13 protein-coding genes are annotated in these 14,054 nt (G+C 42.0%); 5 read left to right on the top strand and 8 right to left on the bottom strand.

The window, feature by feature from the left end; genetic code table 11:
• The first annotated feature begins 89 nt into the window (after nucleotides 1–89).
• Nucleotides 90–2,195, top strand: a complete 2,106-nt coding sequence (gene ispG / locus P2W73_RS15320) for a (E)-4-hydroxy-3-methylbut-2-enyl-diphosphate synthase (protein ID WP_276502946.1) — start codon at nucleotides 90–92, stop codon at nucleotides 2,193–2,195.
• 73 nt (nucleotides 2,196–2,268) lie between these two features.
• On the top strand, nucleotides 2,269–2,943 hold the full coding sequence (locus P2W73_RS15315; RefSeq protein WP_276502945.1) for a lysoplasmalogenase: 675 nt from the start codon (nucleotides 2,269–2,271) through the stop codon (nucleotides 2,941–2,943).
• Nucleotides 2,944–2,957: 14 nt separating this feature from the next.
• Here the strand turns inward: P2W73_RS15315 and P2W73_RS15310 are convergent, their stop codons facing one another.
• The 4 genes from P2W73_RS15310 to P2W73_RS15295 all read right to left on the bottom strand — a co-directional run bounded on the left by P2W73_RS15310 (nucleotide 2,958) and on the right by P2W73_RS15295 (nucleotide 7,296).
• Nucleotides 2,958–3,215: a hypothetical protein gene (locus P2W73_RS15310; RefSeq protein ID WP_276502944.1), complete on the bottom strand. Its 258-nt coding sequence runs from the start codon at nucleotides 3,213–3,215 to the stop codon at nucleotides 2,958–2,960.
• 11 nt (nucleotides 3,216–3,226) lie between these two features.
• Nucleotides 3,227–3,529, bottom strand: coding sequence for a DUF1360 domain-containing protein (locus P2W73_RS15305; protein WP_276502943.1), 303 nt, complete (start codon nucleotides 3,527–3,529; stop codon nucleotides 3,227–3,229).
• A 4-nt stretch (nucleotides 3,530–3,533) separates the two neighbouring features.
• Entirely contained in the window at nucleotides 3,534–5,834 is a 2,301-nt protein-coding gene (locus tag P2W73_RS15300) for a hypothetical protein (protein ID WP_276502942.1), read from the bottom strand.
• A gap of 142 nt (nucleotides 5,835–5,976) precedes the next feature.
• Nucleotides 5,977–7,296 carry a hypothetical protein gene (locus tag P2W73_RS15295; protein WP_276502941.1) on the bottom strand — a complete coding sequence of 440 codons (1,320 nt, stop codon included), beginning with the start codon at nucleotides 7,294–7,296 and terminating at the stop codon, nucleotides 5,977–5,979.
• 367 nt (nucleotides 7,297–7,663) lie between these two features.
• On the opposite strand from P2W73_RS15295, the gene nadB reads away from it, so the two are divergent.
• Both nadB and P2W73_RS15285 read left to right on the top strand, forming a co-directional pair.
• A complete protein-coding gene (nadB, locus tag P2W73_RS15290) occupies nucleotides 7,664–9,265 on the top strand; it encodes an L-aspartate oxidase (RefSeq protein ID WP_276502940.1) in 1,602 nt (533 codons plus the stop codon).
• 150 nt (nucleotides 9,266–9,415) lie between these two features.
• Nucleotides 9,416–10,300, top strand: a complete 885-nt coding sequence (locus P2W73_RS15285; protein ID WP_276502939.1) for a lysophospholipid acyltransferase family protein — start codon at nucleotides 9,416–9,418, stop codon at nucleotides 10,298–10,300.
• Between the two features lie 47 nt (nucleotides 10,301–10,347).
• On the opposite strand, the gene P2W73_RS15280 is transcribed toward P2W73_RS15285, so the two are convergent.
• The 4 genes from P2W73_RS15280 to P2W73_RS15265 all read right to left on the bottom strand — a co-directional run bounded on the left by P2W73_RS15280 (nucleotide 10,348) and on the right by P2W73_RS15265 (nucleotide 13,575).
• Nucleotides 10,348–11,757, bottom strand: coding sequence for an MBL fold metallo-hydrolase (locus tag P2W73_RS15280; protein WP_276502938.1), 1,410 nt, complete (start codon nucleotides 11,755–11,757; stop codon nucleotides 10,348–10,350).
• A gap of 85 nt (nucleotides 11,758–11,842) precedes the next feature.
• Entirely contained in the window at nucleotides 11,843–12,181 is a 339-nt protein-coding gene (locus P2W73_RS15275) for an ArsR/SmtB family transcription factor (RefSeq protein WP_276502937.1), read from the bottom strand.
• A gap of 102 nt (nucleotides 12,182–12,283) precedes the next feature.
• Complete coding sequence (tsaB, locus tag P2W73_RS15270) at nucleotides 12,284–12,946, bottom strand: tRNA (adenosine(37)-N6)-threonylcarbamoyltransferase complex dimerization subunit type 1 TsaB (protein ID WP_276502936.1); 663 nt, start codon at nucleotides 12,944–12,946, stop codon at nucleotides 12,284–12,286.
• Nucleotides 12,947–12,948: 2 nt separating this feature from the next.
• A complete protein-coding gene (locus tag P2W73_RS15265; protein WP_276502935.1) occupies nucleotides 12,949–13,575 on the bottom strand; it encodes a 3-hydroxyacyl-CoA dehydrogenase family protein in 627 nt (208 codons plus the stop codon).
• 65 nt (nucleotides 13,576–13,640) lie between these two features.
• On the opposite strand from P2W73_RS15265, the gene P2W73_RS15260 reads away from it, so the two are divergent.
• A complete protein-coding gene (locus tag P2W73_RS15260) occupies nucleotides 13,641–14,024 on the top strand; it encodes a RidA family protein (RefSeq protein ID WP_276502934.1) in 384 nt (127 codons plus the stop codon).
• The last annotated feature ends 30 nt before the right edge of the window (nucleotides 14,025–14,054 follow it).

Raw genomic sequence — 14,054 nt, 5'->3', positions numbered from 1 at the left:
GATAATCACATCACAATTGCCGGTGTCAGCCTTCCCTACAAGGCAGTTTGCTTAACTTTGCTTGATTTTCTTCAATCAGCAAATTTTCTATGCAATTATATTGTAATTCTTTAACTGAATATAAACGACTTGCGACCAAAGAGGTAAAAATCGGCGATCTGTTGCTGGGCAATCCCGATGGTTATCGGGGTCATCCTATCCGCATTCAAACGATGACCACAACTGATACAATGGATACGATGGCAACGGTGGAACAGTCTATCCGTTGCATTGAGGCCGGAGCCGAACTGGTGCGTATTACGGCGCCATCTAAAAAGGAAGCAGAGAATTTGCTGAACATAAAAAATGAATTGCGAAAAAGAGGTTATACCACTCCGTTGGTAGCTGATATCCATTTTACACCCAATGCTGCAGAAATTGCGGCACGAATCGTAGAGAAGGTGAGAGTGAACCCGGGTAATTATGTTGATAAGAAAAAATTTGAGCTGATCGAATATAGCGATGCCGACTATGCGGAAGAGATAGATCGTATCCGCGACAGGTTTACTCCATTGATAAAAATTTGTAAAGAGTATGGAACGGCTATGCGGATCGGTACCAATCATGGTTCGCTGAGTGACCGCATCATGAGCCGCTATGGTGATACGCCAATGGGTATGGTGGAAAGCGCCATGGAATTTTTGCGGATAGCAAGGGCGGAAACTTATCACAACATTGTATTGAGCATGAAAGCCAGCAATCCCCAGGTAATGGTGCAAGCTTATCGTTTGCTGGTGAAAACAATGTTTGATGAATTCGGCGAATGTTATCCATTGCATTTGGGTGTAACCGAAGCCGGCGATGGAGAAGATGGCAGGGTGAAAAGTGCCATTGGCATTGGTACACTGCTCGAGGACGGACTGGGCGATACGATCAGGGTTTCATTGACAGAAGATCCCGAACTGGAGATCCCGGTTTGCAGGGATTTGGTGAAGAGATATGAAACCGGAAGCCGGAACTCTGTTCCGGCAAAGGAGCCAGCGGTAAAGGACCTCGCTATGATTCCGCCAATTAACGAGAACTCCGTTACTGCAATTGACCGGAACGGAGTTCCAGATTCCAGGCTTCCCTATGATCCATTTCACTATCAACGAAGAGAAACATTTCAAATTGATAACATTGGTGGTAAGCATGTGCCGGTTGTTATTGCCGATATGAGTAAGATACCGGCAATCACTCCTTCACACTTGCAAAGTGTGGGCTACACGTATGACGAAGCCACCGATAAATGGAATATTAGTGACTCCGCAGCGGATTATATTTTTACGGGCAAGGCTGAACTAAACTTTGCTTTACCCGGTATGTTGAAGGTCATTACATGGCCGGGTCACTGGGATAGCGCTGCTGATAAGACAAAATATTTTCCCATTTATGAAGCAAAAGGATACCTGGAAGCGGAAACAAAAAGTGACACCTTAAATTTTGTGATGCTGGATTGTTTTAGTGAAGCCACTCCTTTAAATGGGTTTACTTATTTGGATGAACTCGCCAACGATAAAACGGTGGTATTATGCCTGAGCAGCAAACATCCGCATATCATACCCGCCGTTCGTCGCATGTTGACCGAGCTGATGGAAAGAAAAATTAATAACCCTGTCGTGTTGATAACAGATAGCAACTGGCAAACTGCAGATGAACACCTGATTCATTTTGCTACAGAAACAGGGGCTTTGTTGCTGGATGGTTTTGGGGATGGGATTTGTTTGGGCATGGCAGCGAAAAGCTATGAGCATTTAGCTGTGAGCTTCGGCGAGGTAAATTCATCGGGAAGAAATTATCTTAGCAATCAAACTATCGAACAGTTTGTCAATAACACCGCTTTTAGCATATTACAGGCTACGAGAACAAGGATTTCCAAAACGGAATATATTTCCTGTCCCAGTTGTGGCCGCACATTATTTGACCTGCAGGAGACGACCGCTAAAATCCGTTCAAGGACAAATCATCTCAAAGGTGTAAAAATTGCCATCATGGGTTGTATTGTTAATGGCCCGGGAGAAATGGCCGATGCTGATTTTGGCTATGTGGGCAGCGGTCCCGGCAAGATTACTTTGTACAAAGGCAAAGAAGTAATGAAGCGAAATGTCAACAGCGAAGTAGCAGTAGAAGAGCTCATCAACCTGTTGAAAGAACATGATGCCTGGGTAGCGCCATAACACCATTCAAATAAAATTTATTTTAGCGGCAAATAATCCTGAACATTATTTACAGCCGGCCAGGCATGCCATCATGAAAAAAAAATACCGGATCATAGTTTTTGCCTTCATTCTGCTCGGCGATCTTATAGCAGTACAACTAAACTATAAAATTGCCGAGTGGGTTTTTAAGCCACTAATTGTAATCTGGCTATTGGCTTATTTCATATTGCAAACCCGTCATGTAAAAAGTGATTTAAAAAAATGGGTCATCATCGCACTGTTATTCTCCTGGCTGGGTGATGTGTTGCTGATGTTAACAGGCGATAACTCCATTTTTTTCTTATTGGGTCTTTCAGCTTTCCTGCTGGCGCATATCTTTTATATATTATTTTTTCATTTTGTCCGCATAAGAGAGAATGTAAAAAGCAGGTGGTATTTGTTGTTGATGGTTGTCATCTATTACACTTTCCTGGTTTCCATTTTATCGCCCTGGTTGGGAACGATGAAGTTGCCCGTCAGGATATATGGCATAGTGATCAGCTTTATGTTTATGTTGGCGATGCATATGCTATTTATAAAAAACAAAAGGGCAGGATTGCGGATGATGATCGGGGCCTTGCTGTTTGTAATTTCAGACTCGGTGCTGGCCATCAATAAATTTTATCAATCTGTCCCTGAAGCGGCAATTATAATCATGCTCACATACGGAATGGCTCAATTTTTTATTATTGAAGGAGCTAATCGTTATATCCGGCAGGATGAATGATCATCTAAACAGGCTTATTCTTTGCCTTTTACTTTTTTGAGCACAGGTACGGCCATCATAGCTGATGCGTCCCGGTAATCAATCAACTGTATGTCTCCATGATGATGGAAACGGTATTTTTTTCCGGTTATATAACCGGTAACAGATAAAGCAGTTTCGCCGGTATACTCGAAACTCACATCCGGCCATAGTTGTGATCGAACTCTTTCATCATTTACAGCTCCGATTAACGATTGTGTAAATTCATTTCTTTTATTGCCACAATTGCACATAGTTGTATTTTTTAATCTTCTTTGTAATCAGGTTTATTTGATTGTAAATGGGATGTTGTTAATTGTTCCAGCAAACATGCGCCACCTGACAATGCCCACCAATACAAAATTTTTTCCCACCAGTTGTTTCCAAGCCAAATACCAAATGGCAAAGCTATCCAGACGCTCAAACAATAAAAGCAGTCGAGCAGGTTTCCGAAGAAACCTGCTCCGGCTGCTTTGCGGATATGATAGATCATATTCCAGGGACCGTCTTCCTTAGAAAATAAATGCGTTAACCGCCAGGTGGCCAGTATTGATAAAACAAAAAACAAGGTTTTATTTTTTGATTATATAAAATGCTGCTGAAGCCAGGTAAAGTCCTTCAATACCGGAATTATACCCATTCGTTGATCTTCTTGATGCTTCTAAGTGAACACTGAATACACCAAATTCTTCTGTCGATTTCAGCCAACCGCCTTCTGTGCTGTCGGGTTGCAATTCCACATTTACAAAACCGGTGGTTGCAAAATCAGCAATGGTGCCGGTATTACCAGGGCAGTCGTTGCCATCGGTATTATTAGCGTTTACGCCATTTACCAATATTCCTGATATATTGGGATTTTCAGGTAATGCCGGGCTCAGAATATCTAACTTAATAGCCGAAGGACATTTACTGAATGTCAGCTTATAATGATTGACAAATCCATACGGATCATTTGCTTTGAATAGAATCCGCAAAGCTGTGTTTAATTCTGATGCAGCCATTTTATACAGGCCACAAGGTATTTTTTCAATCGGGCTTACAAAATCAACAGCGCCTAATCCAAAATCAAGCGTTTTATTGCTGATGAATAACGCAATAAGATCTGTGGCGCCTGGCACTAATTTGCCATTGCTATCCCATCCGTCCACACGAAAATAAATTTTACCCGGTAAATGTGAGTTGCTGGCATTATCCCAATCATAAATATTTGTGTTGAGTTGCATATAGCGATCCAGGTGGCTGGCTTCCCAGTCAACACCATCCACATTTACTTCTGCCTGTATGTTGATATAGGCGGGCACCGTTACTTTAGGATTGCCATTTCCATTAATATGCAGTGGTGTTAAGAAGGGGCCTACCTGGTCACCATTATAATTAGGCAAATTCCGTTTTGAAAATTTTGGATGCAGATAAGTTTGGTTTACAAATTCCCAATTGGATGTACCAGCCCTCCTGTACCTTATTGTGTAATTGCGAATGATGGGGTCTGATTTTTTCCGGAGAATATTAAACATACAGCCAAACATATCAATGGTACCTCCCCAACAGGCGCAATCAATATTGAATAATGCCTGGGTATTATGCACCGTGACTTTTCCGTCGGCACGAAGATGATTGTTGTACCCGTTTCTGTCTAAGCTGGCAGGTAATGTGCTTGCCGTTGTATTTTGATTGCCACCTACAAAAACATTACCAAGACTACCGACCAAATTGCCATTGAAACAAATGGAAGATGAAGGAAGCTTGCTGTCGGGTAAGCAAAGATCAACTCGTTTCAGCGAAGGGATATTGAAATAAGGCGCACTTTCAAACAGCGTAGTAAAGAAGGGAGCCAGTTGGTTTACTTTTACGATCACATCAGGTAATATCTGGAAAGCTTCTGTTTCGCCGCTTGCAATATCTTCAGTTACTTCATCAGCCAGTTCAGAAAGGCTCTGACGAAAGCGGAAAATATAATTTCCAAACATATCGGTAATAGAACTACCCAATACAGTCCGGTTGCCTGTACCTGTATAAGGACCACCCGCCAGCTCGGCTGCTGTTCGATCATATTCTTCAAAGTTTAAAGTGATGTTGGCAGCAGGTCCGGTAGTACATACAAACTTCAATGAATCTTTGATAGCTCCCAATGCCACCTTATCATATGCAAAACGATTGGCCATAGAGGCTGCAGCTCCGCCAACAACGGCTGTTCTTGAAAAACTAAGGCGTGAAGTATTAGTTTCGGCTTTTACTTTTTTTGGAGCAGTCTTTTGATCAGTGTCTGTGCTATCTGTTCTGCGAAATACATTAGCCAATTTTGGCGGTAACTGCGCTTCATCCTGCAGGTTTATCATCAACGGTGTAAAATAGGGAGGAGGGTCAGGTGGTATTGGAACAACCGGAACTCTTTCAGGATATAATTTTTCAATCACTTCGCGGAGCTTCGGATATTTCAATGCTTCTAATAATCCTTTGTAAGTATCCACCACCACCCATCGCCTGATGCAGGGATTGATAATGCAGCCTGAATAGCGGGTAACATTTCCATAGATTAAAAAATCACTTTCACTGAATACAGTACTGCAGGTAAGAATGAGATCGTTGAAATCCGCATCGGCTCCCGCATCGTTTGATTCAATATCGAAACTTACATTGTTGCCGATTTTAACCGGGAATTTGATACGGGTATCCGATAGTTGAAAACCACTTCCATCATCATTTTGTATGGCAATAGTCCATTGGTCGCCAATAACACTGACAGCAGGAGTTGCAGTGACTCCGTTATAAGTGCCATTGCCTGCAACAGCTCCAGCAATGATGAATCGCTGGGGAAAAGCAGCAGATTTTGATTTTACGGCAACTGTCCAGTTGCCTTGCATTGTAATTAACATAGCTGACAAGGTTTAATGGCTGAACATTTCTGCATTAGCAGCGTAGTTCAGCGGGTTAAAGAAAAATAAGGGCACGGATAAGGAATACTCTGGAAAAATTTGAAATTGAAAAAATGTGATCGCCGATTATTCAGAACGTTTCTTAATCACTGATCACCGGCGCAGGCGGACAGCATCTGTACTCCTGTGATTTTTCCAGTAGTTCTATTTGTTTGCGGAGCAGATCATTTTCCAATTGCATTCTTTCTTTCAGCTGTGGTTCACATACATCACAATCATCCAGACATCCTTTTACAATAATGCCGGGTGTGGGTAATGAAAATTCTGATTCAAATTCAATGGCCTGTTTTGTTTCTTTGGTTACATTACCGGCTTTATCAATCAGGTTTTTGGCCATGAGTTGCTCATCTACTTCTTTCAGCGCCTGGCTGCGGGTTTCACCTTCTATCGGTATTCCAAAATTTTGGGCAGATGTAAAAACGGGCTTTGTTAATAACGGGGACGGGGCTGCAGCGAAAGATGCGAATTCAACATTGGCGCTTCGTGCACTGACGCCGGCAGCAGTCGCCATTTCAGCTGCTCTTTTAATTGTTACTGTGGCCGGAATATCCTGCGGTACTAATGCGATGGGGACCTTTCTTGCCCCCGGTTGTAATACACCACCAACAGGTGCATTATCATCCAATACCCTTCTTTCAATAGCAACGAGTTCAAATTTTATTTTTTGTTTTTTATTCAGCCGGTAAAAAATATAAGTTACCGCATGGCATTTGTTATAATTGGTGAACTCTCTTGATGATGCTTCAAAGTGATCCTCCGATTCACCTTCGATATGCGTACGGCTGCTCACTTCGCCAATGGAAACGGAGTGGGCTTTACGGGTAGCGCTTACTGCCTGTGATGCGGAACTTTGTACATGCGACTTCTGCTGGTTGAGGTAATCCGCTACGGAATGATTGTTATGATTTCCACTGGCACTGGTGCTGGCGCTGGCACTTAAACTAAAAGGATTTACACTGCCTTCCGCATCACCGTGAAAATCCCAGTGACCTTCTGATGAGCTTTCAGCATGGCCGGATTGGGCGGCAGAAGCATCGGCCATATACTTTTGTACGGCTGTCATGTAATACTGCTCTTCAGAAATTTGCTCACTTCGATAGCTCACTTTGGTCTCACTGTCATAACTAAACCGGCTGCGCCTGTCGGTAGTGCTCAGTCTTACTTTTTCTCCTGGTAATAATGTGGTACTGTACGCCGGGTCACCAAGCGTAAGCCCCAATGTACATCGTGAAAATTTAAAATGAAGGATCACTTCTACTGAAACCCTTCTGCGCCCGGCAGCATTTACAGTAGTAGGATAGGTGAGTACCCTGCTGAAGTTGATCACATCACAATGATCATCCTTGATTAAGTCGGGACAACAGGGAAGACTTGTTTCCCGTGTTTTCATTTCATTTGCCATAAAATAAAAGTTTAATGGTTAATAGTTGCATTCATCTTCAGATGATGCAAAAGATTTCTATCCGGGTTTGCTTACCGGTTTTTACTGCGATAATTTTTTAAGGACTTTGTTGATCAGAACCACAACTCCATTGCTGCTACCTGCAATAAGTAATAAATCAGCTCTGTGTGGTGAAGAAATTGACTTGTAAAGTAAAAGTGGACCGCTAAGGTAGCTTACGAAGTAATTTAAAACAATACCACTTTATGGTTAGGAAGGTTACGAACGCAGATCGTAAAAGATGAAGCACCGGATTTTTTATTGTAATGAATAAAATATCAGGGAAATGCACATAATAGTAACTTAGCTCCCCACAAATATTAATTAAATGCGGCAAACTGATTTTTTAGTAATAGGTACGGGCATTGCGGGTTTGACATACGCTTTGAAAGTAGCCCAAAAATTTCCTGAAAAAAAAGTATTGGTAATGACAAAAGCTGCTGCTGATGAAACCAATACCAAGTATGCGCAGGGCGGTGTAGCTGTAGTGAATGACCTGGAGAAGGACAGTTTCGAAAAGCATATTGAAGATACACTCATAGCAGGCGATGGGTTGTGCAATGAAGAAGTTGTTGAAATCGTAGTGAAGGAAGGCCCGGACAGGGTGAGAGAGTTGATTGAATGGGGAGCCAGGTTTGACAAGGAAAAAGACGGCGATTATAAATTAGGCAAAGAAGGCGGTCATTCGGAATTTCGCATCATTCATCACAAAGACATCACAGGTTGGGAAATGGAACGGGCTTTATTGGAAGCTGTTTCTCTTCAAAAAAATATTGAGATCATCAAACATTGTTTTGTAGTCGATATTATCACGCAGCACCATTTGGGCTATCTTGTTACCAAATCAGCTCCGGATATTGAATGTTATGGAGTGTATGTGCTCAATCTTGAAACCAATCGTATTGAAAAAATATTAACAAAATTCACTTTGCTGGCTACAGGTGGTAATGGCCAGGTGTATCGCACGACAACAAATCCCTCTATTGCAACAGGCGACGGTGTAGCGATGGTGTACCGGGCAAAAGGGCGGATAGAAAACATGGAGTTTATCCAGTTTCATCCTACAGCATTGTATGAACCGGGTTTGCGGGGACAGGCCTTCCTTATAACTGAAGCAGTAAGGGGCGATGGCGGCATTCTTCGTAATAAGGAGGGCGAAGCTTTTATGGAGCGATATGATCCAAGAAAGGACCTGGCGCCAAGGGATATTGTAGCGAGGGCGATCGATAGTGAAATGAAACGGACCGGTACAGAACACGTTTGGCTTGATTGCCGGCATTTTGGTAAAGAAAAATTTATTGAACATTTTCCCAATATTTATCAAAAATGCCTGAGCGTCGGTATTGACATTACAGAGCATATGATACCGGTAGCGCCTGCTGCACATTATAGCTGTGGTGGCATTAAAACAGATGAATGGGGCAGAACATCTATCCGGAATTTATATGTGTGTGGCGAGTGCTCGAGTACCGGTTTGCATGGCGCCAATCGGTTGGCCAGTAATTCACTGCTGGAAGCCATGGTGTTTGCCCATCGTTGCTACCTGGATGTGGTGGAGAAGGCGGAGGATATTTCCCTCAAAGAGGATGTGCCTGACTGGAATGCAAAGGGTACCAGTGAGCCCAAAGAAATGATCCTGATAACGCAAAGCTTGAAAGAGCTACAACAGGTAATGAGTGACTATGTTGGCATTGTAAGAAACACTATTCGTTTGCAAAGAGCCATGCGCCGCCTCGATTTGTTGTGGGAAGAAACGGAGAAATTATACGAGGAAGCGACCCTCTCACCACAATTGCTGGAACTTCGCAATCTTATCACCGTTGGATACCTGATTGTAAAAGGCGCCAGTTTCCGCAAGGAGAGCAGGGGATTGCACTACAATACGGACTACCCGGATAAGAGTGAACTTGTTCAGAATATTGTACTATGACAGAACCACGGTTTATCGGATTAAAAAGTGGATTTAGGGGATGTTAAAGGAGTTTTCAAAAGTGGCCATTTTATTTTCGTAAAATCCATATAAATCAAAAAAATTCGTGGTTCTTTGCGTTCCGCAAAATCCATATAAATCAAAAGAATCGTGGTTCTGTACTATATCGTTTACGGGGTTCTATATACTATTTCGCTGTTGCCTTTAAGAGTGTTGTATCTTCTTTCTGATTTTGCTTTTTTCATTCTTTTCAGGATCATGAAATACAGGCAGGATGTGGTGCTAAACAATCTTGCTATTGCTTTTCCGGAAAAGTCCTTGCAGGAAAGGCAAAAAATTGCCAAAGAGTTTTACCTCAATTTTACGGATACATTTATTGAGTCCATCAAAATGATCTCAATAAGTAGGAAAGAAGTGGAGAAGCGAAGCCATTGTGAGTTTGGTTATATCAACGAGTTGATTGCAAAGGGCCGAAACATTCACATTATGGCGGGGCATCAGTTTAACTGGGAATTTGCAAACCTGGTATATGCGATGTATGTGAAAATCCCATTTGTAGGGATATACGCCCCGGTAAATAATAAAATAATAGATAAAATTTTTTTTAAAGTAAGATCGAGGTATGGCACTATCATGATTTCGACCAGGGACTTTAGAAATAAAATGCACAATGTCTTTACCAATCAATATATACTTGCCTTAGCAGCAGATCAAAACCCCAGTAATCCTGCTAATGCTTTTTGGTTAAAATTTTTTAGCCAGCCAGCACCTTTTGTAACAGGCCCGGGTAAAGGCGCCGTAAAAAATAATACAGCCGTTGTATTTGTAGGATTTGAGAAAGTGAAACGGGGCTATTATAAATTCCGCATTGTGCCTATCACGGAAAATGGAACAGATCATACGGCTGAACAGTTAACGCTTATGTATAAAAAAGTGTTGGAAGATACCATTCGGAAAAATCCTTCTAACTATTTATGGAGTCACAGACGATGGAGACACGAATGGAAAGAAGGATATCCGGCAATAATCCAATAAACAACCTTAGGCGGATCATTCAACATCCCAGGCCTGATCTGTACTTGCTAGTTCAGCACACTCGCATCTTTCACGATCGCCACTTTTTCCTGCTCTTTGATTGCATTCCAGCCGCCAACAACATTACGAACGTTGTGAATGCCCTGGCGCTTCAAAAGCGATGCTGCTATAATGCTGCGATAGCCGCTGGCGCAATGAACATATAAATTATGACGGTCCTCGATATTTGCCATACTCGCCGGATCGGTCATTTCGTTCAGCGGAATATTGATAGCATCTGCAAGATGACCCTCGGCATACTCCACCGGTTTACGAACATCAACTACGACGAGATTTTTATCAAAAGGGATATCCATCATCAGTTCATCCGCTTCTACTTCAATGATCATGTCCGCAGGTTCGCCACTATTTTTCCAGGCAGCGAAACCGCCTTCCAGGTATCCCTGCACCTGGTCGAGCCCGACTCTTGCCAAACGGATAATGCTTTCTTTTTCCTTACCGGGATCACTTACCAGCAATAGCGGAACATCAAAAGGCAACAGGCTACCAGCCCACTCGGCAAATCTGCCATTGAGGCCAATGCTTACCGAACCCGGCACAAATCCTTGTGTGAATTCAGCAGAGTTTCTTGTATCGAGGACGATTGTATCAGCATCCATCCTTTTCTTAAATTCAGCCACCGATAATGGCTTCATACCCTGTTCCAATACATCATCAAGACTTTCATACCCTTCTTTGTTGATGCGTGCATTGATGGGGAAATATTGAGGCGGTGGTGGAATACCATCCGTTACCACTTTTATGAACTCTTCCCTGCTTGTTGCCTTTAATGCATAATTGAATTGCTTTTCTTCACCGATAGTGCTGTCTGTATCGGGCCCAAGGTTTTTGCCGCAGGAGCTGCCAGGGCCATGCGCAGGATAGACAATTACATCATCAGCCAGGGGAACAATTTTTTGCTGCAGACTATCATATAGCATTCCCGCCAGCTCGTTAGTAGTTATTGTTGAATCTTTTTGCGCAAGGTCGGGACGACCCACGTCGCCTACGAACAGGGTATCGCCGGTAAATATGCAATGATCTTTACCATTTTCATCTTTCAATAAATAGCAGGTTGATTCCAGCGTATGGCCCGGTGTATGCAATACTTCCAATGTCAGATCCCCGATCTTAAATTGTTCACCATCTTTGGCTATATGGGCTTTAAATTTTGTAACAGTTTCGGGGCCATATATAATTGGCGCATCGGTCACTTTGGCAAGATCAAGATGCCCACTTACAAAATCAGCATGGAAATGCGTTTCAAAAATATATTTAATGGTAGCCTTTCTTTCATTGGCCAGGTCGAGATAAACATCAATATCACGAAGCGGATCAATAATGGCCGCTTCACCTTTGCTTTCAATATAATAGGCCGCTTCGCTGATGCAGCCGGTGTATAATTGTTTAATGAACATAGTTAAAGATTAACAGGCAAAATTACCTGATTTGGAAACAAAAAAGGAAGCCATTGGCTTCCCTGACAGAATTAGCAGAACCGATTTAGTTCAACAACGATTCAACAAATTTGTTCATTTCTTCAATCCGGCTTGCATTGATGGTATAGTAAATGAATTTGCCATCCCTTTCAGTTTTTACAAACCCCGCTTTGCGGAGGATAGCCAGGTGTTGGGATGCTACAGACTGCTCAAGTCTCAGCTTCACATAGATCTCAGTTACAGTGATCTTACCTTGTTCATCAATCAACTTCAGTATCTGCTGACGAAGTTTGTGATTGATGGCTCTTAAAATCAAAGAAGCCTTTTTCACATTCAACAAATCCACTTTTAAGGATAAACCATTATCAGGGGCCGCATTCAATGTTAACGTGTAGTTGTTCATAGTTATAACTGATTAAATAACTGATAAATCTAAGTTGCAAAAATAACTATACATGATTGCTTTTTGAAATTAAAATTGTTAAGATGTGTAATAATTTATGCGTTATAGCTTCATTGTGGTATGGAACTCTTTGATATAAAAGGGTTCAACGTAAGCGAGGTTGGCGAAGTTTTTTTCAACATATTTTTTCTCCGCAATGGCTACCATGTCTTTTGCTGTTGCTATACTATTGCTAAAAATCGCATGGGGGTGAGCAAAGATCTTTTTCAATTTTTCCCTCCCATTTCCTGTAAAGGCGATCACATTTTTTTCAACCAAATCGCTAAAGCTGTTCGAATCCAATATCATAGCACTTGGTTTTGCCACTTCCTGCAGGTTTTTATCGTACAGGGCTGTAAATACTTCCATCCTTCTTGCATCAATCATTGGGCATATAAGATCAGCTTCTTCAGGAACCGCATGGGCCATCATTTCCAAAGTATTGACCGTGATCAATGGAATGTCCAGTGCAAAAGAAAAACCCTTAGCTGCTGATAAACCCACCCGTAATCCTGTATAGGAGCCGGGGCCAATGGATATAGCGATGGCGTCCAGATCTTTCATTGTAAGCCCTGTAGCAGCAATCCCTTTTTGAATAGCTGTGTGAAGCCAGGCCGCATGATCTTTTTGATTGTTATTGATATCAAACAGAAGCGGCTCACCATCTTTCATCAAACAAAAAGAAGCAGTATCGACAGCCGTATCTATATGTAAAATATTTCCCATTGTTAGTTTAAAACGGTTTGTTTTAATAAATCAGCCGGAAAATATCTTTTATTGCTCCTGGATAATTCAGTTAATAATGCATAGATATTCTCCAATCCAATTTTTTCACTCCATTCAAAAGGGCCAAACGGATAATTGGTGCCCAATTTCATAGCGATATCGATTTCTTCCCGTGTGCTGACGTTTTCCTGCAATGCAAAAAAAGCTTCGTTAACAATCGCGGCTACTACCCGTGGTGTAATTAGTCCCGTGATGTCAGGTACCCATTGTGTTTTCTTACCAAAGAGCAGGAACAACTCCTCTGCAATTAGCTTATTGTTTTCGCTGATAGTTGCAGCTTCAATAATGGGTCTTTGCAAAAAAGTATTCCAGCCATTGATGCGGATAAAATTGGTTTGAATTTGCTGCAAAGGCGTGATCACCGAATTGATAACCACCAATGGTGACTGCAACCGAGTTAACCAGTCAATTCGTGCAGGGGTGTTATCAAAATTTAAATCGATGCAGGTGTCATATTTAGTGTTGTCTTCTTCACCGGGCTGCGTTATCCACGTAATTGCAGGCAGGATGGTAGTATTATTCAGCAACTCATCTTTCAATGACTCACTTGCTACTAGTAATACCTGCATAGACAATTTTTTGCAAAGAAAACGCATAAAGCTATATTCGCCAGAGCAAATTTTAAAACAACACTATGGATAAAATAGTCATCAGGACCAGCAATGCCCCGGCACCAATTGGTCCGTATAACCAGGCAATATTAGCTGATAACACCTTATATATTTCCGGCCAGATATGCATCGATCCAGTAAGTGGCGAGTTGAAGAAAAAGGACGTGCAGGAAGAGACTCACCAGGTCATGCAAAACCTTAAAGCTATTTTATCAGCAGCGAATACTGGTTTTAATAATGTGGTGAAGACAACCATTTTCATTACTGACATGAACCAATTTAGTGATATCAATGAAGTATATGGTCAATACTTTAATGGTGATTTTCCCGCCCGGGAAACCGTGCAGGTAGCGGCGCTGCCTAAGTTTGTCAATGTTGAGATAAGTATGATAGCTATAATCGGATAGTGATCTCATACTTCAAATATTTTTTCCTGC

The organism is Terrimonas pollutisoli, from assembly GCF_029360765.1.
Classification (GTDB): Bacteria; Bacteroidota; Bacteroidia; order Chitinophagales; family Chitinophagaceae; genus Terrimonas_B; species Terrimonas_B pollutisoli.
This window is presented reverse-complemented; position numbering and strand designations above follow the sequence as displayed.

Excerpts from the sequence above, each read along its gene's own strand:
- ispG (WP_276502946.1), top strand. The coding sequence starts at position 90 with ATGCAATTATATTGTAATTCTTTAACTGAATATAAACGACTTGCGACC.
- P2W73_RS15315 (WP_276502945.1), top strand. The coding sequence starts at position 2,269 with ATGAAAAAAAAATACCGGATCATAGTTTTTGCCTTCATTCTGCTCGGC.
- P2W73_RS15310 (WP_276502944.1), bottom strand. The coding sequence starts at position 3,215 with ATGTGCAATTGTGGCAATAAAAGAAATGAATTTACACAATCGTTAATC.
- P2W73_RS15300 (WP_276502942.1), bottom strand. The coding sequence starts at position 5,834 with ATGTTAATTACAATGCAAGGCAACTGGACAGTTGCCGTAAAATCAAAA.
- P2W73_RS15295 (WP_276502941.1), bottom strand. The coding sequence starts at position 7,296 with ATGGCAAATGAAATGAAAACACGGGAAACAAGTCTTCCCTGTTGTCCC.
- nadB (WP_276502940.1), top strand. The coding sequence starts at position 7,664 with ATGCGGCAAACTGATTTTTTAGTAATAGGTACGGGCATTGCGGGTTTG.
- P2W73_RS15280 (WP_276502938.1), bottom strand. The coding sequence starts at position 11,757 with ATGTTCATTAAACAATTATACACCGGCTGCATCAGCGAAGCGGCCTAT.
- P2W73_RS15275 (WP_276502937.1), bottom strand. The coding sequence starts at position 12,181 with ATGAACAACTACACGTTAACATTGAATGCGGCCCCTGATAATGGTTTA.
- tsaB (WP_276502936.1), bottom strand. The coding sequence starts at position 12,946 with ATGGGAAATATTTTACATATAGATACGGCTGTCGATACTGCTTCTTTT.
- P2W73_RS15265 (WP_276502935.1), bottom strand. The coding sequence starts at position 13,575 with ATGCAGGTATTACTAGTAGCAAGTGAGTCATTGAAAGATGAGTTGCTG.
- P2W73_RS15260 (WP_276502934.1), top strand. The coding sequence starts at position 13,641 with ATGGATAAAATAGTCATCAGGACCAGCAATGCCCCGGCACCAATTGGT.